General features: G+C 45.7%; 28 protein-coding genes, 1 tRNA gene and 1 other RNA gene. 22 read left to right on the top strand and 8 right to left on the bottom strand.

Annotated elements, in window-relative coordinates:
• Positions 1-12: 12 nt before the first annotated feature.
• The 3 genes from BHR79_RS04880 to BHR79_RS04870 all read right to left on the bottom strand — a co-directional run bounded on the left by BHR79_RS04880 (position 13) and on the right by BHR79_RS04870 (position 2925).
• Positions 13-1287, bottom strand: coding sequence for a UbiD family decarboxylase (locus BHR79_RS04880; protein ID WP_072561319.1), 1275 nt, complete (start codon positions 1285-1287; stop codon positions 13-15).
• Between the two features lie 199 nt (positions 1288-1486).
• Complete coding sequence (locus tag BHR79_RS04875; protein ID WP_072561318.1) at positions 1487-1954, bottom strand: DUF5806 family protein; 468 nt, start codon at positions 1952-1954, stop codon at positions 1487-1489.
• A 167-nt stretch (positions 1955-2121) separates the two neighbouring features.
• Complete coding sequence (locus tag BHR79_RS04870; protein WP_072561317.1) at positions 2122-2925, bottom strand: sugar phosphate isomerase/epimerase family protein; 804 nt, start codon at positions 2923-2925, stop codon at positions 2122-2124.
• 80 nt (positions 2926-3005) lie between these two features.
• Here BHR79_RS04870 and BHR79_RS04865 point away from each other — a divergent pair, with 80 nt between their 5' ends.
• From BHR79_RS04865 to mtrH, 10 genes are all read left to right on the top strand, one after another.
• Positions 3006-4043: a peptidase U32 family protein gene (locus BHR79_RS04865; protein WP_072561316.1), complete on the top strand. Its 1038-nt coding sequence runs from the start codon at positions 3006-3008 to the stop codon at positions 4041-4043.
• A complete protein-coding gene (locus BHR79_RS04860; protein WP_072561315.1) occupies positions 4043-4429 on the top strand; it encodes a DUF5402 family protein in 387 nt (128 codons plus the stop codon). Before BHR79_RS04865 ends, BHR79_RS04860 begins: the two co-directional genes overlap by 1 nt.
• Before the next feature lie 170 nt (positions 4430-4599).
• Complete coding sequence (mtrE, locus tag BHR79_RS04855) at positions 4600-5508, top strand: tetrahydromethanopterin S-methyltransferase subunit E (protein WP_072561314.1); 909 nt, start codon at positions 4600-4602, stop codon at positions 5506-5508.
• Positions 5509-5513: 5 nt separating this feature from the next.
• Complete coding sequence (gene mtrD / locus BHR79_RS04850; protein ID WP_394328862.1) at positions 5514-6224, top strand: tetrahydromethanopterin S-methyltransferase subunit D; 711 nt, start codon at positions 5514-5516, stop codon at positions 6222-6224.
• A gap of 1 nt (position 6225) precedes the next feature.
• Entirely contained in the window at positions 6226-7041 is an 816-nt protein-coding gene (gene mtrC, locus BHR79_RS04845) for a tetrahydromethanopterin S-methyltransferase subunit MtrC (protein ID WP_072561312.1), read from the top strand.
• On the top strand, positions 7038-7361 hold the full coding sequence (locus BHR79_RS04840; protein WP_072561311.1) for a tetrahydromethanopterin S-methyltransferase subunit B: 324 nt from the start codon (positions 7038-7040) through the stop codon (positions 7359-7361). The genes mtrC and BHR79_RS04840 overlap by 4 nt, the downstream gene beginning before the upstream one ends.
• 1 nt (position 7362) lies before the next feature.
• The gene (gene mtrA / locus BHR79_RS04835; RefSeq protein ID WP_072561310.1) at positions 7363-8085 is read left to right on the top strand and encodes a tetrahydromethanopterin S-methyltransferase subunit A; all 723 of its coding nucleotides are present in this window, start codon (positions 7363-7365) and stop codon (positions 8083-8085) included.
• A 5-nt stretch (positions 8086-8090) separates the two neighbouring features.
• Positions 8091-8318 carry a tetrahydromethanopterin S-methyltransferase subunit F gene (locus BHR79_RS04830; protein WP_013038218.1) on the top strand — a complete coding sequence of 76 codons (228 nt, stop codon included), beginning with the start codon at positions 8091-8093 and terminating at the stop codon, positions 8316-8318.
• Between the two features lies 1 nt (position 8319).
• A complete protein-coding gene (gene mtrG / locus BHR79_RS04825; protein WP_072561309.1) occupies positions 8320-8553 on the top strand; it encodes a tetrahydromethanopterin S-methyltransferase subunit MtrG in 234 nt (77 codons plus the stop codon).
• A gap of 15 nt (positions 8554-8568) precedes the next feature.
• Positions 8569-9525, top strand: a complete 957-nt coding sequence (mtrH, locus tag BHR79_RS04820) for a tetrahydromethanopterin S-methyltransferase subunit H (RefSeq protein ID WP_072360717.1) — start codon at positions 8569-8571, stop codon at positions 9523-9525.
• A 15-nt stretch (positions 9526-9540) separates the two neighbouring features.
• Here mtrH and BHR79_RS04815 read toward each other — a convergent pair whose 3' ends face one another.
• Positions 9541-10161, bottom strand: coding sequence for an endonuclease III domain-containing protein (locus tag BHR79_RS04815; RefSeq protein ID WP_072561308.1), 621 nt, complete (start codon positions 10159-10161; stop codon positions 9541-9543).
• Between the two features lie 106 nt (positions 10162-10267).
• On the opposite strand from BHR79_RS04815, the gene BHR79_RS04810 reads away from it, so the two are divergent.
• A complete protein-coding gene (locus BHR79_RS04810) occupies positions 10268-11722 on the top strand; it encodes a DUF4139 domain-containing protein (RefSeq protein WP_234970452.1) in 1455 nt (484 codons plus the stop codon).
• A gap of 11 nt (positions 11723-11733) precedes the next feature.
• Here BHR79_RS04810 and hdrB read toward each other — a convergent pair whose 3' ends face one another.
• Positions 11734-12621 (bottom strand): CoB--CoM heterodisulfide reductase subunit B, encoded by an 888-nt coding sequence (hdrB, locus tag BHR79_RS04805; protein ID WP_072561307.1) that lies wholly within the window; start codon positions 12619-12621, stop codon positions 11734-11736.
• Positions 12618-13106, bottom strand: coding sequence for a CoB--CoM heterodisulfide reductase subunit C (gene hdrC / locus BHR79_RS04800; protein WP_072561306.1), 489 nt, complete (start codon positions 13104-13106; stop codon positions 12618-12620). Before hdrC ends, hdrB begins: the two co-directional genes overlap by 4 nt.
• Positions 13107-13268: 162 nt before the next feature.
• On the opposite strand from hdrC, the gene glnA reads away from it, so the two are divergent.
• The 8 genes from glnA to BHR79_RS04760 all read left to right on the top strand — a co-directional run bounded on the left by glnA (position 13269) and on the right by BHR79_RS04760 (position 22020).
• Positions 13269-14615 carry a type I glutamate--ammonia ligase gene (gene glnA, locus BHR79_RS04795; protein ID WP_072561305.1) on the top strand — a complete coding sequence of 449 codons (1347 nt, stop codon included), beginning with the start codon at positions 13269-13271 and terminating at the stop codon, positions 14613-14615.
• Positions 14616-14703: 88 nt separating this feature from the next.
• The gene (locus BHR79_RS04790; RefSeq protein ID WP_072561304.1) at positions 14704-15759 is read left to right on the top strand and encodes a class II glutamine amidotransferase; all 1056 of its coding nucleotides are present in this window, start codon (positions 14704-14706) and stop codon (positions 15757-15759) included.
• Positions 15756-17270 (top strand): glutamate synthase-related protein, encoded by a 1515-nt coding sequence (locus tag BHR79_RS04785; protein ID WP_072561303.1) that lies wholly within the window; start codon positions 15756-15758, stop codon positions 17268-17270. The genes BHR79_RS04790 and BHR79_RS04785 overlap by 4 nt, the downstream gene beginning before the upstream one ends.
• A 4-nt stretch (positions 17271-17274) precedes the next feature.
• The gene (locus BHR79_RS04780) at positions 17275-18015 is read left to right on the top strand and encodes a GltB/FmdC/FwdC-like GXGXG domain-containing protein (RefSeq protein ID WP_072561302.1); all 741 of its coding nucleotides are present in this window, start codon (positions 17275-17277) and stop codon (positions 18013-18015) included.
• Between the two features lie 4 nt (positions 18016-18019).
• On the top strand, positions 18020-19021 hold the full coding sequence (locus BHR79_RS04775) for a Coenzyme F420 hydrogenase/dehydrogenase, beta subunit C-terminal domain (RefSeq protein WP_072562296.1): 1002 nt from the start codon (positions 18020-18022) through the stop codon (positions 19019-19021).
• 126 nt (positions 19022-19147) lie between these two features.
• Positions 19148-20347 carry an exodeoxyribonuclease VII large subunit gene (gene xseA / locus BHR79_RS04770; protein ID WP_072561301.1) on the top strand — a complete coding sequence of 400 codons (1200 nt, stop codon included), beginning with the start codon at positions 19148-19150 and terminating at the stop codon, positions 20345-20347.
• Positions 20348-20584, top strand: a complete 237-nt coding sequence (locus tag BHR79_RS04765) for an exodeoxyribonuclease VII small subunit (protein ID WP_072561300.1) — start codon at positions 20348-20350, stop codon at positions 20582-20584.
• 71 nt (positions 20585-20655) lie between these two features.
• Complete coding sequence (locus BHR79_RS04760; protein WP_240632172.1) at positions 20656-22020, top strand: ATPase domain-containing protein; 1365 nt, start codon at positions 20656-20658, stop codon at positions 22018-22020.
• Between the two features lies 1 nt (position 22021).
• Here BHR79_RS04760 and BHR79_RS04755 read toward each other — a convergent pair whose 3' ends face one another.
• Entirely contained in the window at positions 22022-22261 is a 240-nt protein-coding gene (locus BHR79_RS04755) for a helix-turn-helix domain-containing protein (protein ID WP_072561298.1), read from the bottom strand.
• Between the two features lie 108 nt (positions 22262-22369).
• On the opposite strand from BHR79_RS04755, the gene ffs reads away from it, so the two are divergent.
• The 3 genes from ffs (at position 22370) to BHR79_RS04740 (ending at position 23098) form a co-directional block, all read left to right on the top strand.
• Positions 22370-22683, top strand: an RNA gene (gene ffs / locus BHR79_RS04750) — signal recognition particle sRNA.
• A gap of 54 nt (positions 22684-22737) precedes the next feature.
• Positions 22738-22822 (top strand) — tRNA-Ser (locus BHR79_RS04745).
• 51 nt (positions 22823-22873) lie between these two features.
• The gene (locus tag BHR79_RS04740; RefSeq protein WP_072561297.1) at positions 22874-23098 is read left to right on the top strand and encodes a hypothetical protein; all 225 of its coding nucleotides are present in this window, start codon (positions 22874-22876) and stop codon (positions 23096-23098) included.
• Here the strand turns inward: BHR79_RS04740 and BHR79_RS04735 are convergent.
• Entirely contained in the window at positions 23095-23415 is a 321-nt protein-coding gene (locus BHR79_RS04735; protein ID WP_072561296.1) for a ribonuclease P protein component 4, read from the bottom strand. The two genes, BHR79_RS04740 and BHR79_RS04735, sit on opposite strands and share 4 nt — an antisense overlap.
• Between the last annotated feature and the right edge of the window lie 3 nt (positions 23416-23418).

Genomic DNA, 23418 nt, shown 5'->3' with positions numbered 1-23418 from the left:
CTTCAAATGTGATCAGTAAATGTTTTTTGGCATCGTTGCTCTTTCGAATTTCTCTTTTTCTGCCAGAACCTTTGTGGCATCAATACCCATTTTAGTAGTTGTACCATCGGATGCTCCACGGGGGTCAAGAGAACTTCCCCGGACTCCGGGAATTATCATAACATCTGAATCCGCCTTCACACGTGTTGCCATAGCAAATTCGATGTCATCACTGTCAAATATATCTATATCCTCATCCACAACAATCACATGTTTGAGGCTGGTGTGGGCGGCAAACGCGGCCATTATGGCGTTTTTTGCATCTCCCTCTGTCTGCTTTTCAATCTGGACAATGGCATGAAGGTAGCAGCACCCCCCTTCGGTCAGAATTACATTTTTTACCTTTGTAACTTCCCCGACAGCCCCGTAAATACGGGGTTCATAGGGAACACCCATCATCAACAGGTGTTCAGGACCTGCGGGTAATATTCCATGATATATGGGGTCTTTACGGTGCCATATTTTTGTAATCGTTATGACAGGTTCCTGGCGTACAAGATCATAGGTACCCGTGATATCCACAAATGGCCCTTCGGCTGTCCTTTCTTCGGGATAGATGTAACCTTCCATGACAATTTCAGAATGTGGGACCTTTACACCATTGTCACATTCAAAAAGTTCCACGGGCTTTCCCATCAGGGCGGCCGCATAATTAAATTCCTTGCCTTCCCCGACCCGCGTGGTGGATGCAAAAGCAACCGCAGGATGCGCTCCCAGTACTATGGAAACAGGCAATGGATCCCCATTGTTTTCAGCCTCCTTTTGCAGAAGATATGTATGTCTTGGAGGCACGAGGCGCCCGGCCAGTTTATTTTTCCCTACAACCATCAGGCGATGGATCGAGGCATTTGTAACACCATCATATTCGGAAACAACTATTCCTGCCGTGATATAGGGACCACCGTCTTTCTCAAAGTGGGTCATTATAGGAAGAGAATAGAGGTCCACTTCATCTACACAAACTTCTTTTGTAGGAGAAGAATCCACCATCCTTATTTCACCATCCGGTTGTATCCCTGAAAGGCTCTGGATAATGTCCCTTCTATTGACATTAAGCATTGCTCCCAGCTCATCCCGGCTTCCCAGCACGTTCATGATCGCCCGGTGGCCATTAATATTCTCGAAAAGGACCGGTCCGGCGGTATTTTTTGCAATCATTGGTGCCTCGTACTCGGCATTCACCTTTTCTTTGATTACGGTAAGCCTGCCGGAAGTACGAATCCTGTCAAGAAAATCTCTGAGGGTCATTGGTTATACTATAAAAGGGAATGATAAATACATATTGCCATTAAAAGGTTGTAAGCTCCCATCAAATAATTGTGGGAAACAGGATAATGGAAAGGAAGTTGACAGGAGCCCACCGATATTCGGCAATTGAGAGAATGATACCGGCATTATAAATACCATCTATTTTGCATCACGTGTGTAATCCAGATAGCTAACAATATCAGTACTCAAATCCATCTGCTTCATTGATATTTTTGAGGACTTGTGCAATCAATAGCTGCACTTCCTCTGAATGAGATTCGGATAATTCCCCACCTTCAATCTTGAGCAGTTCTCCTATATCCCCTATCATACTATGGATCATGGAAAGCATTTCTTCCTGGCCTATCAGGCCTGCATAATATGCGTAAAAAAAAGTTGTGCCACTACGTCTGATTTTTTTCTTGAAGGCTGAATGGGCATTGGATACTTCCTGCCTGGAATATGGACTTTCTGCAAATGGCACAATATCCGGCAGGTTTTCACCTATCCAGGTCATTTCCGAATGATCGGATACATTTTTGAAGTCTGCACAGAGGCGAGCAATCATCCATTCACGCGCTGTCAAATGAGTTGTAGATTTTAGGTACCTGTTGACTTCAGAGTATGTCTTGTTTTCCATTTTCTTGAATTTCTCATACCTATTCATGCTGATACCTTCTTTGTATTGCAACCACCATCATACTCATTGCTGTAATGTTTTAATAGTTTTTTCATAAGAAAAATGAAACATCCCACTCTGCACACAAGGAGTCACAGATCAGATCATAAAAAATTAAAAGAAATGTTTACATGATTGGCCTGTATGCCGGAAACTCAGGGAAATATCTCATCCAATTTTTTCCTTCCTGCAATGACATCATCCAGGGAAAAGACTTCAAGATTGAATATTCCACCAAATCCTGACAATTCTTCGAGTACGGTATAATCGATACAACCCGAACCCGGGCCAAGGTGTGCATCTCCGAAATAATCACCCGTGCACTCCCCGTGATTATCATGAACGTGTACATGGACAACATGTTCTGCAAAATGTCTAGCAAAATGCCTGAGCAGTCCACAGTCCCCCCTGCAGGTCAGATTGGCATGGCCCACATCAAAAGTGATACCAAGTGAAGGAGAATCAACTTCAAGAACTGCCCTTACAACTTCCTCTGCACCACAACAGAGATTATCAGGAGCTGTATTTTCCTTATTTTCAAGCCCCAGTACCACACCCCTATCCGAAGCAAAGGCTGCCAGTTCTTTCAGGTTTGCAATCATTTTGTTGAAAGATTTTTCATAATCTCCCCCCTGGATACCGGGATGGATGACAACGGCATGGGACCCTATCTCTGCGGCAAGATCAATGGACTCTTCCATGAGTCTGAAATCCTGTTTATCCATGGCTGCCGTATCAACCACAAGATCAGAAGGATAGGTTGGTACATCGGCAAAATAAGGAGCATGGATCGATGTCTCCAGATCACAGGTGGATAATTCATCAAGTATTGAAGAGAGTCGCTCCCTGTCCAGTGTATTCCCGTTATATACACCAAGCTTGGGAATATAGAGTTCAACAGAATCAACATATTCATCGAGTTCGGGCAGCGGGGCTGCAAAGGAAGATGCACCAATCATATAGAATACTGTTCTGCAAGCAATAAATAATCCTTTTGGTAAGGCAAGATAGCAAAATACTTATTGTAAATACAGGATAAATGCCAGCGATGAAACTCTACGTGCCGCATGTGGGACATATGGAAGGATTGCAGAAATTACTTGCAGACCCATCCAAAATACATTCTGTCTACATGGCGGGTTCACCTGACTATATTGGTACCGGCAGGACAAACCTGAGTGCGCCCACCCTGGAATCCATAGCAGAACAAACCGAGTACGCCCATGAGAAGGGTGTTAAGATCGATATGGTACTCAACAGTTCCTGCATGGGAGGCCAGCAGCTTACACCTGAGGGGTACAGGGCCATCGGATGGTATCTGGACAGGCTCAATGATATAGGAATAGATTCCCTTACTGTGGCAGATCCCTATCTCATAGAAATGATTGCCCATGAATACGACATGGAAACAGTGGTATCCGTACTTTCTTTTGTAGACTCTCCGCAAAAGGCTGAATTCTATGAAGGACTGGGGGCAGACACCATTGTTGTTGATCCCGTGGTAAACAGGGATTTTGGAAAACTTGAAGCCATCAGAGATGTTACTTCAGGCGACCTGAAACTGCTGGTCAACGAAGCGTGTCTTTACCAGTGCCCGTTCAGGTATGCCCATTTCAACTTCTTCTCACACGCCAACGGTCCGGGCCCAAAACCCAATGTCATAGACGATTATTATTATTACAAATGCCTCTCGCTACGCATTCGCAATCCAGAACAGATCATCAAATCTCCCTGGATACGTCCTGAAGACTTGAGTGAATACAAACACATCACGGACATGTTCAAGATCGGCGGAAGAACTCATTTTGTAGAATGGATCCTCAATAACATCAATGCCTACTACAACGAATCCTATGACGGGAACCTTCTGGATCTGCTTGACAGCATAAAAGACCTGAAAGATACATTCTACGTTGCCAACAGGGATCTGGAAGGTGCCATTGAGCAATGGGAAAAATGCGACAAGAATTGCCATAAATGCGGGTACTGCAAGCGTCTGGCAGAAAATATTATTAAAATTCAGACTGAAGATGGAAATAAGAAACTATCTTCCATTCGAAATCCAGAGGACATATGATGACAATTACCAACTCCCTATTGAAAGTGCGCACTGAACTTGAGGATAATCTGAGAAACCTGCTTGGAATTCCTGTTTATCTGATTGAATTGGACGCTTTCGCATTGCCCTGTGGGTGCAGCGGTGCTACTATAAATATCAGGGGTTTTACGGTAGATGATATCGAAGTATTCGAAGAACATATCCTTAAGTTTCTGGAAGAGGCTACCCTGAAACTTGAGATACAACCGTCTTTCCTTTTTGCCAGGTTGATACCCGGCACAGCAGAAGTAGCTTCACTCAATGCAAGAATGCTCTGCGACAGCTGCTACAGGGATTTTGCAAGGGGCGAGGGGAAACAGCCCCGTCCTGATATATATATTCTCAAACTAGAAAAGAACAAATAAATCGATTCCGGGAGACAAATCCGAAAGGTTTATGAATTATATTAAATAATCCAAACCCACCTTAGATGAGTCTATGTTATAATTCATAACATACGGAACAAACTCCAGAGAGTTGTTCTACAACAATACATGGATTTATTATAATTAATTAAAAAAGGAGGATAAAAGATATGGAACCACTCATAGGAATGGGTGTGTTGGCACTAATGGGTGCAGCGGCAACTATCGCCGGTGCATCGGAAGATCTGGAATCCGATGTCGGTTCTCAGAGTAACCCGAACTCCCAGGTACAGCTGGCACCCCAGATGATGTATCCACACAGGATTTTTAACAAAGCCATTTCAGGTGAACCACCCTCCAATGCCTTACTGGCAGCGGTCGGAGGTGCATCTGCATCGGTGCTTATGAGCGCCTATAGTATGTCAGTGGTCTTTGCCATCGCAGTTGGAGCCCTCATTGCAGCCGGTATACACGGCACATACTGCACAACTGCATATTTGGGAAGGAGCGCAAGCCAGAAAAGATTCAGACAACCCATATATCTTGATATGGTCCGTTCACATGTACCTGTTATGATGGGATTTGCCTATATTACCACATTTTGTATCCTAGTTGTGTCATATCTCATGACATCTGTTCTCGGACATCCTTTCCCGCTTACCCTGCTTGCATTCATATGGGGTATCACAGTGGGAGCAATCGGTTCTTCTACAGGGGATGTGCACTATGGTGCAGAACGTGAATTCCAGAATGTGGAATTCGGGTGTGGTTTAAACGCTGCAAACTCCGGTAACATTGTAAGGAAAGCAGAATGCGGACTCAGAAACGGTATTGACAACTCCTGGTTCTGCGCCAAATTCGGTGGCCCTGCAACCGGTCTAGCTTTTGGTATGGTGGTATTCCTCAGTGGCTGGATTACTACGATATTTGACCCTTCGATGGGTACCAATATCGGCTGGCTGTCAATATTCGCCGGACTGGCAATCATACTTATCCTGATATTATGGAACCGCAGACTGGAAGTTTTCGCACGTAACCAGTACGGCCCGTACAAAGAAGATGAAGAGGTGACTGCATGATAGATATTGCAGGAGTACTGGCAGCCAATTTCCTATACGTGATCCTCATCACACTTGGAGGAGTGCTCGTATCTGGAAGTGTCCACTTCGTACCTGTGGGTGGTGCACCCGCAGCAATGGCACAGGCTACAGGTATTGGAACAGGTACAGTACAGCTCGCTGCCGGTGCAGGTCTTACAGGACTTGTAACAGCAGGCGCAATGCTTAGCCTGACAGACAGTATGGTCCTGATCCTTGCAGCCGGTATGGTCGGTGCAATGATAATGATTGGAGTAACTATGATGGTCGGAAACCTTGTATACGTCTACGGTGTGGGAGTGCCTCCCGCTTCAGCAAAGGTTGACTATGACCCAATCACAAAGGACAGACAGGATATCTATGTATCACAGGGTACCGAAGGACACGGTCTTCCAACTGTATCATTTGTAAGTGGTATCATCGGAGGAGGCCTGGGTGGTATCGGCGGTGCACTTGTTTATTATTCCCTGATGAGTATTGCAAACGGCATGGCTTCAGCAGACTTTGTGGGTCTTGCGGCTATTTTCGCTGTGGGAATTTTCTTCGTCAACGCGGTAATTCCTTCCTACAACATAGGAGGTACAATCGAAGGATTCCATGATCCTAAGTTTAAGAAGTGGCCAAAAGCAGTAGTAACATCCTTAATTGTCACATTTATGTGTGCAATTGTAAGTGTAATTACAATAGGAGGTCTGTAAAATGTCTGCAGGAGGAAGTGGCGGAGGTGCCGCAGAGGCAATTCCCCAGAATAAACTTATCGCTTTCGGAGCAGCAGGCGGACTTATAGCAATCTATCTGAGTTATTTCATGGTACAATTTGCAGGACCAGCCTTCTCATTCATAGGCGCCCTGGGTGCAATTTGTGCTATCGTATGGGGCGCAGCTGCAGTACGCAGAGTAGCCAGTTATGGACTTGGTACAGGTGTACCTTCCATCGGTATGCTTGCTCTGGGTATGGGAGTCGTGGCAACAATGTTTGGCCTCGCAATCGGAGGTATTGCCGGACCCATAGTTGCATTCGTAACCGCAATGGTAATCGGTCTGGTCATCGGTGCACTTGCCAACAGAATAATTGGAATGGGCATTCCTATAATGGAACAGTCCACCACAGAGATCGCAGGTGCGGGTACCCTGGCTATTGTAGGACTCAGTACCGCCATGACAGGCACTTTCATGTTTGATGTGGTGCTTACTGAGATAATCGCTACAGGCTACATCGCATTGATCTTCATTGTCGCCGGTATTGCTATCCTTCATCCGTTCAATGCAAATCTGGGACCCGATGAAAAACAGGACAGGACTCTTACCACTGGATTTGAGAAAGGTGCTATTGCAATGATAATGGCCGGTATCGTCTCTGCAGTTTCAGCCGGTGCATCCGCTGCCCCCACAATCGTCATCGGACTGGCCATATGGTATGTTTCTTTCAGCCAGTACAGGAACTATGTTGTCAGGGACGCATATGATGTGGTTGGAACAGGTCTCCTGCCAAAAGAAGAGGAGGAATCGGAATGAGCATGGTACATGTTGCACCCGAAGTACATTTGGTACTGGATCCAATGTCATCCCTGCTTGCAGCAGAAAGGGATGATGTGATTCAATATTCCATGGATCCAATAGTTGAAAGAATAGATGACCTTGATAAGATCGCAGATGACCTTGTGAATTCCCTCGCCCCGGACAGGCCACTTCTCAGTTCCTTCCCGGGAAGAGAAAATACATCATACAGTGCCGGTATCTACAGCAACCTGTTCTATGGTGTCATTGTAGGACTGGTATTCTCAGGAATTCTGGCAATTGTGATCTACATGCTTAGCATGACCGGAGGATTGTAAAATGGCAGAAAAAAGAGAACCAGCACCAGGATGGCCAATCCTCAAGGGAGAATACGACGTAGGAGATCCGGAAAGCTGTGTTGCAGTAATTACTCTGGGTTCACATCTGGATGGAGGACCTCTGCTGGATGCAGGAGCTTCAATTGCAGGTCCCTGTAAAACAGAGAATCTCGGTCTGGAAAAAGTTGTATCCCACATTATTGCAAACCCAAATATAAGGTACCTGGTCGTAACCGGATCTGAAGTAAAAGGGCACATAACCGGTGAAGCATTTATAATGCTGCACAAAAACGGTGTCAGTGATAACAGGATCGTGGGTGCTACAGGTGCTATTCCCTATGTCGAGAACCTGACCGAAGAAGCTGTACAGAGGTATCAGGAACAGATCGAATGTATCGATCTTATTGGTACTGAAGACATGGGAACTATCAGCAGCAAGATAAAGGAACTTGCAGCTAAGGACCCTGGTGCTTTTGATGCAGATCCCCTTGTGATAGAAGTCGGCGGTGAAGCAGAAGAGGAAGAAGAAGTCGGCGGCCTTAAACCAATGGCATCCGAAATCTCTGTAATTCGTGGCAGGATCCTTGATGTCGAAAGGGAAATGGCCAGGATTGGAGAGTTCAATAAATTCCATGCCGGTATCCACGCAGGCAAGATTGAAGGAATAATGATCGGACTAACCATTACATTGTCCCTGCTTGGCCTGATATTATTCGGGAGGTGAATGATATGGCGGAAGAAGAATATGGAAAAGGCGTGCCAATGGTCATTGAACCAAAAATGGGCGCCATTGATCGAGTGGTCGAAGATATCCGTTACAGGGCCCAGCTGATTTCCAGGAGCCAAAAACTTGATTCTGGTGTATCAGCCGCAGGAATAGTCGGTTTCACAATCGGATTTCTTTTTGCACTGATAATGGTTATCATACTACCACTATTGGTATGGCAGGTGATTTAAGATGGCTGACGAACAAACGAATAACAATATTCCAGCCGTAGTGGTGGACTCGGACGATTTTGACCAAATACTCAAGAAACTCAATGATATAGACGAGAAAATCGAGTTTGCCAACAGTGAAATCACACAGAAGATAGGCAAGAAAGTAGGAAGGGATATAGGAATACTCTATGGAGCAGTTGCAGGCATATTGATGTTCTTGCTCTATATCTCGATATCACCGATACTTTTCTAAAATAGAGGTAATAACATGTTCAAATTTGATAAGAAACAGGAAGTATTCGAGGTCGGAAATGTCAAATTCGGCGGACAGCCCGGCCAATACCCAACCATCCTGGTCGGGTCAATGTTCTACAATAGGCACAACATTGTCACTGACGAAGACACAGGAGAATTCGACAGACCAGCAGCAGAAAAACTCTGGGACAACATGCTCGAGATGGCAGAAACTACAGGAAACCCCTGTGTCAACCAGATCGTGGGTGAAACCCCGGAAGCCATCAAAAAGTACATAGACTGGTTTGTTGAGTACGATGAAAAGACTCCGTTCTTGATAGATTCTTCAGCAGGAGATGTCCGTGCTGCAGCAGCTGATTATGTTACAGAGATCGGTGTTGCTGACAGGGCAATCTACAACTCTATTAACGCCAGTATCCACGAAGAAGAGATCGAAGCGGTCAAAAGAAGCGACATTGAAGCATCCATCGTACTTGCATTCAATGCAGTTGACCCCACCCTTAAGGGTAAGATCGAAGTACTCGAAAAGGGTGCATCCGGTCAGACACAGGGTATGCTTGATATCGCCAAAGATTGTGGAATCACAAAACCACTTGTCGATGTTGCAGCAACTCCCCTTGGTGCCGGTGCCGGTTCATCCATTCGTGCAGTAATTGCTGTAAAGGGCCACTTTGGCCTGCCTGTTGGTGGAGGTTATCACAACATGGCTTCAGCATGGGACTGGATGAAAACATACAAGAAACAGTTCGAGACCAAGGAACAGCGTAAGGCAATCTACATGCCTTCCGATATTGGTACAAACCTCGTGCCACAGATCCTCGGATCCAACTTCCAGCTCTTCGGTCCAATCGAGAACACAAACACAGTGTTCCCGGCAACCGCAATGACCGATATCATCCTTGCAGAAAATGCCAAGGAACTCGGCCTGGAGATCGAAGACGAAAACCACCCAATCAACAAACTGGTCTGATATTTCAGATCGGTTTTACTTTTTCTTTTCTTTTTTAGCACACAAATCTTCTATTACACAAACCTCACAATCCGGAGACAGCGGTTTGCACACCGTTTTGCCAAACTGGACAAACAATTCGTTAACTTCTCTCCAGTAAGATACAGGAACCTGTTTTTGTAACTCAATTTCGGTCTGTTCAGGAGTCACGGTATCCACAAGACCCAGCCTGTTTGATATCCTGTGCACATGAGTATCCACTGCGATTGCTTTTTCCAGAAAAGCATAGGAAAGCACACAATTTGCAGTCTTTCTTCCAACCCCGGGAAGTTTGAGTAACTCATCCATACAAGCAGGTACCTGTGAATAATATTCATCTATAAGTATCTGGGAAATCTCTTTAATCCTGCCGGCTTTCACCCTGTAAAAACCCACATCCCTGATAAGGGATTCAATACTTTTCACATCTGCTCCCACCATCTGGACAGGAGTGGAATAGTGCTCAAAAAGTCTTCGGGAGGCAACTTCTGTAACTTCATCCCTGGTGCGCTGGGAAAGAACCGTTGATATCAATATGTAGAAAGGGTCCCTTTCGGTGGAAAAGTACTCATGAGGATAAAGGGGTTTTAACCTGTCGAATATTTCTTCTGTGTCCATGGATAACCCAATGTTATGCAAAATAATAAGGATTACCTGAGGAAAAGGCTTCAAACGAATTCGAAGTTAAAGGCAATTACATATAACTGTCATGACTATTTCTTTTATGAAGCAAAACAAGATGTTACTCTATGCCTTACTAACAATTGTTGTGCTGTCTATCGCTTTTTCGGTGGCTACATACAACACATCCGGAAATGGCGATAAGGAACAGTCTGTACAGCCTTCCGTGGCGTCAACCCCGGGTTCTTTTGAAAACCTGATGGAAATGACAGCTATGGAAAATTCAAACAATGGCCTCCAGCTGACAATCTACTCCGGCAACTTTGCCCTTGTCAAGGAAAAAAGACAGGCACAGCTGGAAGAGGGTTATAATTACATCCGGTATTCGGATGTGCCTACAAGAATTGACCCGTCATCCGTCATTCTGGAAGATACCGGTGACAATGGCATCTCGTTAATCGAACAAATATACCGCTATGACGTCGCCAGTAAGTCCGGCCTACTGGAAACTTATACAGGCAGGGAAATAACGGTATATGACCCCGATGGGAAACAGTATACAGGAACCCTCCTGAGTTACAGGGACGGACTGATACTGCAGACAACAGAGGGTGTCATAAGCCTGTCCGATACTTCAAGGATTGAATATCCGGATTCAGGAGACCTGCTCACAAGCCCGACTCTCATCTGGCAACTGTATTCTCCAATTTCCGGTAATGTGGAGATGCTCACGTCCTATCTCACAAACGGAATTGGATGGAATGCCGGCTATGTCATCAAGACCGATGCTGGCGAAACAACGGCTGATATCGAGGGATGGGTCAATATAAATAACAATGCAGGTACATCATTTGATGATGCAACAATCAAATTGATGGCTGGCGACATTAACAGGCAGTCTGCACAAAAAGCCTATGATTCAGTGGTATACGAAGTTCCCGCTGAAGAAGCTGCTGCAGGTTCCTTTGACAGGGAAAGTTTTTCGGAATACCACATGTACACCTTGAACCACCCGTCCAGCCTGCAGGATAAGCAATCCAAGCAGATCTCCCTGTTCTCAAAGGACAATGTGCCCGTGGAGAAAGAACTGGTTTACGATAGCTGGAATGGTGACAGGATCAGTATCAGTTTCACCCTGGACAATTCAGAGGAAAAGGGGGCAGGAGTTCCGTTACCTGCGGGGGTTGCAAAACTCTACCAGCCTAGTAGTAGGGGCCAGCTCCAGTTTGCAGGTGAGGACAGGATAGATCATACACCTGTAGGGGACAACATCCGCCTTACATCTGGATATGCATTCGATATAACAGGTGAAAGAGAACAGGTCGAATATGATAGAATTGGTACAAACAGATACCGAACCACAAGCAAGATCACGATTTCCAACTACAAGGAAACAACAGAGGACGTTGTGATAGTGGAACGCCTCTATGGAGACTGGGAAATCACCGAATCATCCCATCCCTACATCAAGCAGGATGCAAATACCATCGAGTTCGAGGTGGAAGTACCTGCAGGGGGAGATGTGGAAGTTACCTATACATCCCTCTACAATTACTGAGCCCAAGGCGCTCAGTCTTTTTTATTTTCAAGTAAATTACAGAAATCCGAACAATCCATTTCATTGAGATTTATGCCGACATCCTCTGCAGAATAACCCAGTGAAAGGGCCAGCAACTGGGAATAGTGAATTACGGGGATACCAAATTTCCTGCCTTTCTCTGCAAGGGATACCTGACCCGCATCGAACTGCATGTGACAGAAAGGACACGCTTCCACGATGCAATCTACACCTGCACCTTCAATCTTGCCCAGTTTATGTTTGGTGATTGCAAGAGCCGTGTCACCCAGGGCTGACCTGACACCTCCACCGGCACCACAGCATTCCATCTTATCGGGATAATCCACACTTGTGCAGCCCAGTGCTTCCACCAGTTCATCAAAAACGGAAGGATGCTCCACGCTGGCAGTAGCCCTGTTTGATGAGGGTTTGAGCATGTGGCATCCATAGTGTACGGCCACTTTCATATCCAGGGGCCTGACAATTTTTTCTTTTATTTTTTGCACACCGATTTCAGAATACAGGAATTCGATTATATGGCGTACATCAATAGTACCTTCAAAATGGTGACCTATTTGTGACAGGTGACTGTTGGTCTGCTCTTTCAGGAGAGGGTTGTTTTTCAGTTTGAGATTGGCATCCGCCAGGGACCCATAACACCCGTTACAGATTGTCAGGACATCTCTCTCATCCGTTTCTGACAAAGTGATGTTTCTGGAAGCCAGAGCCAGCCAGGTGGATTCATCGAATGAGCGGAAAACACCGGGTGCCGGACAACAGGATGCGCCTTCCAGCTCTTTCCAGTCCACACCGAGTTCATCCAGACAGAGGTTTGTAGCCTTCTCGATTCCGGGATAGCGGTTGGGAACAAGACAGCCCAGGAACAGGGATATTTTCATTGGTCCTCACCTCCTGTAATTTCCCCGAAACCACAACTTGAAAGCAGGCGCTTTACATCTTTCAGGCCATTAGGATGGCTGTGGACCGTGGAAGGCAGGGGATTCAGGTTCAATTGCATGCGTTTTTCTTTGTGAGCGTCATCAATAGGGACAGCATGCCCATGTTCCTGAAGGAGATTGGCCACATGCCTGTGTCGCTCCAGAATATGCCCCTCATGTGCGGCAATACTGCGTACAGCAAGTATTGCATCCACAATTCCAATACCCCGGGGACACCTCTCCTGACAGTTGTAGCAGGTCGTGCACATCCAGAGGGACTCATCGGAGATGGCTGCATGGTCCCTGCCTATCTTGCGTACAAGTCGCCTGACATTCAGACTGGCCTGCCTGCCGGAGGGACAACTACCACTGCATACGCCGCATTGCATACATTTCAGGACATTGAAATCCTCTATAACCTCCTCAATTGAAGGAGCACCTGCCATGATTATGTTCACCTATCCGAAAGTAGATTTTCATTTGTTATAAAGATAAGGCATTTCCTGTAGTTCTGGTTTGATTTTTTATGATTAAATACCATTTACCAAATGTTTTATATAATATTAACACGGTAATTGGTTACTGCCTTCCTGTGAAAGGTGAGAGAAATGAAACATAAGCCAGAGATACAGACCAAAGAAGACGTACTTGAAGCGGTCGTTGAAAATGATGTAAAGTTTATACGTACGCAGTTCACCGACACAATGGGAATCATCAAGAGCTGGGCGATTCCTTCCGAAGACCTGGATCAGGCATTCGATGAAGGAGTGATGTTCGATGGATCTTCAATCGAAGGATTCACCCGCATTGAGGAATCGGACATGATGCTAATGCCCGACCCTTCAACATTCCGTATCCTGCCCTGGAGACCAACCGAAGGAGCTGTTGCGCGTATAATAGGTGATGTAAAATTACCGGATGGTAAACCCTTCGAAGGAGACCCGCGTTACATTCTCAAAAAGACCCTCAAGGAAGCCCAGGAAATGGGATATTCCATGAATGTGGGACCGGAACTTGAATTCTTCCTGTTCAAACTGGATAGTGAAGGCAATCCCACAACCGAGCTTACCGATAAAGGCGGTTATTTCGACTTTGCACCCCTGGACATGGCACAGGATGTGCGCAGGGAGATTGACTATGCCCTGGAACACATGGGATTCAAACTCGAGGCATCACACCACGAAGTTGCCCCCTCACAGCACGAGATCGATTTCAGGTTCGCGGATGCCCTTACTACAGCTGATAATGTAATCACATTCAGGTATGTGGTCAAATCCATAGCAAACCATCACGGCTACTATGCAACCTTCATGCCGAAACCACTCTACGGTGTAAACGGTTCAGGTATGCACGCCAACCAATCCTTGATGTCACAAGATGGCGAAAACGTGTTCTTTGATCCGAATACTCCAAACCAGCTCTCTGACATAGCCAGGTATTACACCGGTGGACTGCTGGAACATATCAGGGAATTTGCGGCAATAACCAACCCAACTGTCAACTCTTACAAAAGACTCGTCCCGGGATATGAAGCGCCCATCTACATAACCTGGTCAGACAGTAACCGCAGTTCCCTGATACGCATACCGTCAACCAGGGGCAAGGGTACAAGGGTAGAACTCAGATGCCCTGATCCGGCATGTAATCCATATCTTGCCTTTGCAACCATGCTTTCTGCTGGCCTGGATGGGATCAAGAACAAAACCGACCCTGGAGAAGCAGTAACCCACAATATCTTCAACCTTTCCGGACAGGAAAGGGAAGACATGGGAATTAATTCCCTACCCGGAAGCCTCAAGGAAGCGATAGACGAGATGGCAGGTAGTGAATTTGTCAAAAAGACCGTTGGAGACCACCTTTTCAACAACTACCTCTGTGCCAAGAATAAGGAATGGGATGATTATAAGGCGCGGGTACACCAGTGGGAACTGGATACCTACCTTAGCGTACTTTAAGCAGGGATTTCACAGGAAATCCCGCCCAAATATTTTTCGATACATACACTTTATACACACTTTTACATATCATAACAAGGTGACGCCGATGTGCGGGATAATAGGAGTTATTGACAGACAGAAACAAAAAATGAATGGTTCGGGAATCAAAGAAGCCCTCAGCCTCATGAATGAGCGTGGCAGTGGCGAAGGTGCAGGTTATGCTGCATATGGCATATACCCCGATTTTGAAGACTGTTATGCCCTGCACATATTCTTTGATAACCTTGTGGAGCCAAAATCAAAAGTTGATGATATCATCCAGAAGTGGGGACGCGTCGTCCATCAGGAAGAAATTCCTACAAAGGAACAACCCAACCTGAAAAGGAATCATGTCCCCTGGAGATACTTCTTCAAGCCCTACACTGATCTTATGACCGGAAGTCTCACACCGGATGAAGATATCGTCAAATATCTGGTCATGGAAATTAATTCATCCACTATCGAGGGCGCCCTGGTATTTTCCTCCGGGAAAAATATGGGAGTGTTCAAGGCCGCGGGGTGGCCTGAAGACGTGGCAAATTTTTACAAAATTGATGAATATGAAGGCTATATCTGGCTGGCACATAACCGTTATCCTACCAACACTCCCGGTTGGTGGGGAGGAGCACATCCCTTTAATCTGCTGAACTGGTCGGTGGTGCACAACGGAGAGATTACTTCCTACGGTACCAACCAGAGATACGTGGAAAGTAATGGTTACCAGTGTACAATGTATACCGACACGGAAGTTGTGGCATACCTGTTTGATCTGCTTGGCAGACATCACGAATTACCATCAGAGATCATTGTAAAAGCAATGGCTCCACCCTTCTGGGATGAGATTGATGAAATGGACGATAAAAAGCGTGAACTCAACAAGGCAATCCGCCTGACCTACGGCCCGGCTCTCATGAACGGGCCCTTTGCAATAGTTGTGGCCACCCATGACGGTATAGTAGGATTCACTGACAGGATAAAACTCAGGCCACTGGTAGTTGGGGAACATGGTTCAAGATTATACATCTCCAGTGAGGAAGCCGCAATCAGAACCATGGATCCCCAGGTGGAGGACATCCACATGCCGGGTGCAGGGGAACCGGTAATCGGGAGGGTTGTAACATGAGCCTGGGAAGCGTACCCCTGAAATACCGCATCCAGATAGACAGACAGCAATGTATGCAATGTATGAGATGTGTGGATAATTGTTCCTATGGTGTATTCCGGGAAGAGGATGACGGCAATATCCTGATCGATTCACGCAAGTGCACAGCATGCCACCGTTGCATTTCAATGTGTCCGCGGGATGCCATCAATCTCAGTGAAAGACCCGTTGATTACCGCAGCCATCCCTTATGGACCCCGGAAGCCCGGGAGGATGTCATAAACCAGTCACGAAGTGGCAGAATCGTCCTGGCGGGAATGGGAAATGCCAAGGATTACCCTATAATCTACGACAGGTTGGTGCTGGATGCCTGCCAGGTGACCAACCCGAGTATAGATCCCCTGCGTGAGCCTATGGAATTACGTACCTACCTGGGGCAAAAACCTTCAAAACTTGATATAAGGAAGCAGGAAAATGGGGACATTGAACTCAATACCAAACTATCCCCCAATCTTGAATTACAGACCCCGATAATGATCGGACATATGAGTTATGGTGCTATCAGTCTCAATGCCCAGTTAAGTCTTGCAAAGGCAGCAGCCAAAACCGGTACATACATGGGAACCGGGGAAGGTGGCCTGCATAAGGACATCTACCCCTATCAGGATAATATGATCGTGCAGGTTGCCTCCGGACGGTTCGGTGTGGACATCAACTACCTCGAAAGGGGAGCCGCCATAGAAATCAAGATTGGCCAGGGTGCAAAACCCGGTATTGGCGGACACCTGCCCGGCGAGAAGGTGTGTACTGATGTTTCCTGTACACGAATGATACCCGCGGGCAGCGATGCGATAAGCCCCGCCCCCCACCATGACATCTACAGCATAGAGGACCTGGCACAGCTGGTAAGAGGCCTCAAGGAAGCAACCGAATGGAAGAAACCGGTTTTCGTAAAAATTGCAGCTGTGCATAATGTCGCAGCTGTGGCGGCTGGTATTGCAAGATCCTCGGCAGATGCGGTAGTAATAGACGGTTTCCGTGGAGGTACAGGAGCCTCCCCGAAGGTATTCAGGGACAATGTGGGTATACCTATAGAGGCAGCGATTGCCAGTGTTGACCAGAAACTCAATGACCAGGGCATCCGCAACAAGGTATCGGTAATTGCCAGTGGAGGTATCCGCAACAGTGCAGATATTGCTAAATCCATAGCCCTTGGTGCGGATGCAGTTTATATTGGAACCGCAGCCCTCATTTCCATGGGATGCCGGGTTTGTGGGAACTGTTACCGTGGTTTGTGCCCCTGGGGTATTGCTACCCAGAGGGAAGATCTTGTCAGCCGGCTTGACCCGGAAGTTGAGTCCGAACATGTTGCAAACCTCATCAATTCCTGGACACTGGAACTCAGTGAACTCATGGGAGCAGCCGGAATCAACAGTATAGAAAGCCTGAGAGGCAACCGCAGCAGGCTGCGAGGCTATATGCTGGATGAAGGCACCCTGGATGTGCTGCAGGTAAAACCTGTGGGGGCCTGATCACATGGAACCAGTGCACATAGATGCAAGAGCACTCCATTATACACCCCTGAATCAGCAGATACGCAAAGCTGTTTCTGAAGGTGCTACAGAGATTATCGTGGATAATGTACTTGGCCAGCGATTCATAGCAGATGGGTTAAAAGGAGAAGTCACCATCCGAATCAACGGCGTTCCAGGCGGGGACCTTGGAATGTTTATGAGTGGCCCCACCTGTATCGTTAAAGGCAACTGTGATCACGCACCCGGCAATACAATGGACAATGGCAAAATCGTTATCCATGGAAGCGCAGGAGATGCTGTAGCTCACAGCATGAGAGGTGGCAAAGTATTCGTAAGGGATGACATCGGTTACAGAGGAGGCATCCATATGAAGGAATACGGAACAGGCCATAAACCCATCCTCGTAATTGGAGACAATGCCTGTTCATTCCTGGGAGAATACATGGCAGGGGGAGTAATAATTGTCCTGTCCAAGAGCGGCAATACTTTTGGAGGCAGAGGTGTTGGCAGTGGAATTCATGGTGGCGAGATCATCCTTCGAGGCGAATTAAAAGAAAGACAGCTTGGCGTGGGTGCCAAGATCACGGAATTCACAGAAAAGGATCTGGAAAAGATAAGTCCTTATATTGAAGAGTTTTGTGCATATTTTGAAATTGACCCGGAAAAATACCTGGATACCAGATACACAAAAATAGTCGCGTCAAGCAGCAGGCCTTTTGCAGGCAAATATGTCTGGGAGTGATATAATGACCAATTACCTTGATCTCAAAAAGAAAGTCTGGGATACAAATCGTTGCAGCGGATGTGGAGGCTGTGTGGCAGTATGTCCTGCAGATGCCCTGTATTTCAAAAAAGGGGAAGAATCCATAAATCCCTCCAGCAATGGCTACTGCAAGGATGCCACTGATGGTGTTCCCTGCGGAGCATGTTATGACATATGCCCCCGCATAGAAGGAGAAATGCCCGAAAGTAGCAGCTGCAGGGAAGAATACATGACTGCAAAAGCGGGAATGGAAATTCCAGGCAGACAAAGCGGAGGTGCTGTTTCTGCAATCCTGCTTGATAGCCTGGAGAGAGGAATAATTGATGCTGTCGTAACTGTAACAGAAGATCCCTGGACCCTGAAACCAAAATCCACGGTCATCACGTCAACAGAGGCATTAATAAACAGTGCAGGAAGCCGGTACAACTGGTGGGTCCCTCTGCTTGCAGCCATGAAGGAAGCCGTAATAGGGAAAAAGTCCAAAAATATAGCAATTGTTGCCTTGCCTTGTGCCGCCCAGGCAGTGGAGAAACTGCGTAAAAGTGACAATGAATTGCTTGGACCCTTTGCGAAATCGATAAAATACGTAATCGGCCTGTTCTGTACAGAGAGTTTCGATTATGAAAAACTCATGGAAGGTAAACTCAAATCAGAAATGAATATAGATCCACTGGACATCGAACGCATGGATGTAAGAGGAAAACTTGTTGTCAAGCTCAAGAATGAGGACATTACCATACCCCTGAAAGATATCGAGGATACTATTCGTCCAGGTTGTCATATATGCAAGGATTTCGATGCCCTGTATGCTGATATTTCAGCAGGTTCTGTAGGAAGCCCGGAAGGATATACAACGTTGATTGTGCGCAGCGATACGGGTAAACTGGCAGTTGCCAGAGCTCTTGAAAGCGGCAGGCTCATTGCAACAGATGAAGCCGACCCTGCAGTTGTCACAAAATACAGGAATAAAAAGCAGCAAAAATGAATAAAAAAGCAGCTAATAACTGCTTTATTTTACTCTTTTATGGATATTGCAGATATCCAAATACTTTCATCCTGCCTGCACCAATTTATAATAGCATGATTTGCATATACCAGCGGGGAGAATACGATGGGCGTCTATACTGTAACTGGGCTTAATAACTATATCAAAAACGTGTTAACTTCTGAAGGGGCCCTGCAGCATATCTGGGTAGAAGGAGAAATATCCAACCTCACAAAACACCGATCAGGCCATTACTATTTTTCCATAAAGGATGGATCAAGCCAGGTAAGCTGTGTTAGTTTTCGCTCCACAAACCGCAAATTAAAATTTGAGCCTGAAAAGGATATGAAAGTACTGGTTTTTGGATCGGTAAATGTTTACACCATCCGTGGACAGTACCAGCTACAGGTGCTGGACATCCGCCCTGATGGTGTGGGCGAATTGTATAAAGCATTCGAACAACTCAAAAAAAGGCTTGAAGGAGAAGGTTTGTTTGCTCCCGAACACAAAAGACCCCTTCCCCGTTATCCCCTTAAGATAGGAGTTGCTACATCCGCCACGGGAGCAGCTATACACGACATACTGCATGTATTACAAAGGCGCTACCCTGTAGATATCCTGCTCTGTCCGACAACTGTCCAGGGAGAGGCTTCCGCAGATAGTATCATAAGATCCCTGGAATTGCTCAATCGTACAGATGCAGACCTCATTATTGCCGGCAGGGGAGGAGGTTCCCTTGAAGACCTGTGGCCATTCAATGAGGAAAAAGTCGCCCGTGCTATTTACAATTCCAGAATACCAGTTATAGCTGCAGTCGGACATGAAACCGATTTCACAATATCAGATTTTGCAGCAGATGTGCGTGCACCCACTCCGTCAGCAGCCGCAGAAATTGCAGTGCCAGACAGGACAGAAATAGTAAAGCACATCGATGACCTCAGGCAGAGAATGGAATCTGCACTCAAAAACCGTATTCTGAACCAGAAAAAACATCTTGAATACCTTTCGGGCCGAATTAGTCCTGATAGATACAGGGAACTGCTCAACCAGCGAAGCCAACATCTGGATGAGATGACATATCGCCTGACATCCAGAACAGAATATATAATGCAAACTAAAGTTGCAGAACTGGGTGCCCTTGCAGGGCGATTGAATGCCGTAAGTCCCCTTAATACTCTTGAACGGGGATACTGTGTGGCACAGTCCGATGAGGGAGGGACCATAACCGGTATTATTGATATTGAGATGGGGGAGAGTTTACAATTGAAATTCTGGGACGGGTGTTGCAGAGTGAAGCATAAAGAAAATTTGGATGAGGGATGCTAAATGTCATCAAACACTGAAAACAGGAACTTTGAGGATAGCCTGCTCGAACTCGAGGATATTGTGGAAAAACTTGAAAGCGGGCAGATTTCCCTTCAGGAAAGCATGGAAATGTTCGAGAGAGGAATAAAACTTGCAGGCATCTGCAATCACATTCTGCAAGAATCTGAACAACGCATAGAACAACTCATAGAAAGAAATGAACAAATTGAGAGCTGTGATTTTGAACAGGAAAACTGAAACAAACCTGTTTAACTTCTATGCATAACGAAATCAAGAAAGTATAAGTAATTCTTTATTCATAAGAACTTATGATGAGTGAATTGAGGGAAATCCCCTGCCATATTGATGGCATGGACGAAATTGTGGGTGGTTTCAAGTCCCCTTCGATCATTCTTATTGCGGGGACAGCTGGTGTAGGCAAGACAACTATGGCACTGCAGATGCTGTCAAATGCAGCAAAAGCCGGCGAAAAAACCCTGTACATACCAATTACAACGGAAAATTCCGATCGGCTGAAGATGTACCTGTCCACTTTTGAATTTCTGGATGAATCCGTGGAAGTACATGAGATTAACAGACCGATTGCAGAAAAAGATCCATTAAGTACCCTAATCGAAATGGACAATACTATATCATCCACAAAACCAGACAGACTTGTAATAGACCCTATAACACCCATAGGATTTGGATTTGTGGAACAGGAAAGAAGACGTTTCTTCTACACACTGGACTCAATGGTGCGTGAATCCAACTCCCTGGTTTTTTTGACAGGCGAATTAATGAAAGATGAAATCCACAGTTATGTAGTCAGCCATCTTGCAGATGGAATAATTTATCTGTCCAGAACCAACCAAGGCATGCAAACCTCCAACCAGATGGAAATTCTCAAGATGACGGGAGTTAAGCCCTCCTACAGTAATGAGTGCATGACCCAGAAATTCAATTATCTGGTGAGCACACGAGGATTCAGTGCATACCCCAATCTGAAATATGAGGAACAGGCTCCTGAAGATAAAAAAGTTGAAACCGGCATCGATGAAGTTGACAAAATGTTAAACGGAGGCGTCCCGGCTGGAAGTTCTATTCTTGTAGGAGGAGAACCGGGCACCGGGAAAACCATAATGGGATGGCAATTTATACAGCAGGGGCTCGAAAACGGGGAAAACTGTGCTATCATCACCTTTTACGAAAGTGTAGACCAGATAATAAAAGCCACAGGTGATCTTGGCTGGGATCTGCAACCATATATTGACGAGGGAAAACTTAGTATAATCACTTATGATACCGAAAACGTCTGTTATGCAGAATATTCCAACCGTATAAGTAATATTGTTGAGGAAAAAAAGCCTGCCAGACTGCTAATAGATGGTCTTGTGAACGTGGAAATCACAATAATAGACCCTGTTAAGAGAAGAGGATTTTTGCATTCCCTTGTAGGTTACCTGAAAAGCCATGATGTTACAACACTTTTTACCACGGAACTTTTTGGCGGGCCTGAAAAGATAAGAAGCAAGGAGTCGTCTTTTATAATGGATAATGTAATCCTGCTTAAACAAACAGATACTGAAAAAGAAATAAAGAGGCAGTTCCAGATCATCAAATCAAGAGGAACCGCCAGTGAACCCCTTATTAAAGAATATGGGATAAAAGAAGGCGGTATTGTAATAATATAAATCAGAGGTTTTGTACTTTCCTCTCAACTGTTGTCCCTAATTCAGTAAGACTGCATTTGCCTGCTTTTTCCACTATCAATTTCTTTTCCACCAGCTCTTCAACCAGTCTTTTGACAGAAGGCTGTGCAAGATGCATATTCTTTGCAATAAGGGATGTCTCAAGGTCACCTTTGGATCCCAGCATTTCAAGAAGTTTTTGTCGATTCCTGTTGCCTGTCACAAAACCCATCATTTCCTCCATAAAATCACCATTTAATATTAAGTTTACAGCTATAATTAACTTTCTTCAATATTAGAGAAGGCATATGCGTGGGAATAATTTTATAAGCATCAAACCACATTTAGGGGGTGGCAGGCTAGTCTGGGTAGGCCGGCGTTACCTGTAACCCGAAATCGCCGATATGCGGGAGACGAAGCTGAAGGAAGTCATCAGGATTATTTTCAAGCCTGTGACCTCAACTAAGAAACTCCGTCCTGTTTGGATGATGTTGCTAGAGAGGTTGGTTGGAGAATCGGCCCTCTATCTTTACCGCGGAAACCGGTCGAGGCCCGGAAGGGAGCAGACTTACCGCGAACATACATCGCTCTCAGGGTTGCGGGGTGGAGGCGAGGTCACAGTCCCCTGGAAAATGAGAATGATGGCAACCTGAAGCATGCCTGCCACTTTATACAAGGAAAAAGTTATATACATGACTGGCTTATGGACTGCTTACCCGGGACGAGATAGCCAAGCCCGGTATGGCGCAGGATTGCTAATCCTGTGGTGCTCGCCACCTCGGGGGTTCGAATCCCCCTCTCGTCGTTAACTATTTTTTCAATCATTTTATCAAAGAGAACATAGAAAGTTAATACAATGCCAGATAACATGAAAAAACTCCCGGTTATCCAAAGACCAGAGCACGAAGAAAAAACTCCTTCCTGTGGCGGTTGTGATTCAAAAGGAAATTGCAATCACTGGGGGATTAAACCAGGTTCTGAAAAAGAAGAAGTATATCGCAATGTATTAATTTATCTTACAATGGGAATTGTCGTCATAATTGCAGCTCTGCTTATCAAAGCACTACTGTCATCATTTTAAAAAAAATATTTGTAAGGAATACACATTTTCCTGCCGCATGAAAGGCAGGTTATACACACCGTTCCTTTTTTCAGCCGCACCCTGGAACTACTACCCGGTACGAGATAAGAATTACAACTACGGCACACCCTTCTGCGAAGATAGGCGGGCAAACGGATCCTGTAGCGCATACCAATCCTGCGTGCAAGTGTAACATACCTGTCACTTCTGTAAGGGTGTACACTGTATGATGATTCTGCAAGTTTGAAGAGACGTTCAATTCTCTGTTTTGCCAGATCCTTCATGAGATTTTTCTGCTTTTTTCGGGATTTAGACACACA

Source organism: Methanohalophilus halophilus, assembly GCF_001889405.1.
GTDB classification, from domain to species: domain Archaea; phylum Halobacteriota; class Methanosarcinia; order Methanosarcinales; family Methanosarcinaceae; genus Methanohalophilus; species Methanohalophilus halophilus.
Note: the sequence above shows the minus strand (reverse complement) of the source record. Positions and strands in the feature narration are given on the sequence as shown.

Coding starts and splice junctions, on each gene's coding strand:
- BHR79_RS04880 (WP_072561319.1), bottom strand. CDS start 1,287: ATGACCCTCAGAGATTTTCTTGACAGGATTCGTACTTCCGGCAGGCTT.
- BHR79_RS04875 (WP_072561318.1), bottom strand. CDS start 1,954: ATGAATAGGTATGAGAAATTCAAGAAAATGGAAAACAAGACATACTCT.
- BHR79_RS04870 (WP_072561317.1), bottom strand. CDS start 2,925: ATGATTGGTGCATCTTCCTTTGCAGCCCCGCTGCCCGAACTCGATGAA.
- BHR79_RS04865 (WP_072561316.1), top strand. CDS start 3,006: ATGCCAGCGATGAAACTCTACGTGCCGCATGTGGGACATATGGAAGGA.
- BHR79_RS04860 (WP_072561315.1), top strand. CDS start 4,043: ATGACAATTACCAACTCCCTATTGAAAGTGCGCACTGAACTTGAGGAT.
- mtrE (WP_072561314.1), top strand. CDS start 4,600: ATGGAACCACTCATAGGAATGGGTGTGTTGGCACTAATGGGTGCAGCG.
- mtrC (WP_072561312.1), top strand. CDS start 6,226: ATGTCTGCAGGAGGAAGTGGCGGAGGTGCCGCAGAGGCAATTCCCCAG.
- BHR79_RS04840 (WP_072561311.1), top strand. CDS start 7,038: ATGAGCATGGTACATGTTGCACCCGAAGTACATTTGGTACTGGATCCA.
- mtrA (WP_072561310.1), top strand. CDS start 7,363: ATGGCAGAAAAAAGAGAACCAGCACCAGGATGGCCAATCCTCAAGGGA.
- BHR79_RS04830 (WP_013038218.1), top strand. CDS start 8,091: ATGGCGGAAGAAGAATATGGAAAAGGCGTGCCAATGGTCATTGAACCA.
- mtrG (WP_072561309.1), top strand. CDS start 8,320: ATGGCTGACGAACAAACGAATAACAATATTCCAGCCGTAGTGGTGGAC.
- mtrH (WP_072360717.1), top strand. CDS start 8,569: ATGTTCAAATTTGATAAGAAACAGGAAGTATTCGAGGTCGGAAATGTC.
- BHR79_RS04815 (WP_072561308.1), bottom strand. CDS start 10,161: ATGGACACAGAAGAAATATTCGACAGGTTAAAACCCCTTTATCCTCAT.
- BHR79_RS04810 (WP_234970452.1), top strand. CDS start 10,268: ATGAAGCAAAACAAGATGTTACTCTATGCCTTACTAACAATTGTTGTG.
- hdrB (WP_072561307.1), bottom strand. CDS start 12,621: ATGAAAATATCCCTGTTCCTGGGCTGTCTTGTTCCCAACCGCTATCCC.
- hdrC (WP_072561306.1), bottom strand. CDS start 13,106: ATGGCAGGTGCTCCTTCAATTGAGGAGGTTATAGAGGATTTCAATGTC.
- glnA (WP_072561305.1), top strand. CDS start 13,269: ATGAAACATAAGCCAGAGATACAGACCAAAGAAGACGTACTTGAAGCG.
- BHR79_RS04790 (WP_072561304.1), top strand. CDS start 14,704: ATGTGCGGGATAATAGGAGTTATTGACAGACAGAAACAAAAAATGAAT.
- BHR79_RS04785 (WP_072561303.1), top strand. CDS start 15,756: ATGAGCCTGGGAAGCGTACCCCTGAAATACCGCATCCAGATAGACAGA.
- BHR79_RS04780 (WP_072561302.1), top strand. CDS start 17,275: ATGGAACCAGTGCACATAGATGCAAGAGCACTCCATTATACACCCCTG.
- BHR79_RS04775 (WP_072562296.1), top strand. CDS start 18,020: ATGACCAATTACCTTGATCTCAAAAAGAAAGTCTGGGATACAAATCGT.
- xseA (WP_072561301.1), top strand. CDS start 19,148: ATGGGCGTCTATACTGTAACTGGGCTTAATAACTATATCAAAAACGTG.
- BHR79_RS04765 (WP_072561300.1), top strand. CDS start 20,348: ATGTCATCAAACACTGAAAACAGGAACTTTGAGGATAGCCTGCTCGAA.
- BHR79_RS04760 (WP_240632172.1), top strand. CDS start 20,656: ATGATGAGTGAATTGAGGGAAATCCCCTGCCATATTGATGGCATGGAC.
- BHR79_RS04755 (WP_072561298.1), bottom strand. CDS start 22,261: ATGGAGGAAATGATGGGTTTTGTGACAGGCAACAGGAATCGACAAAAA.
- BHR79_RS04740 (WP_072561297.1), top strand. CDS start 22,874: ATGCCAGATAACATGAAAAAACTCCCGGTTATCCAAAGACCAGAGCAC.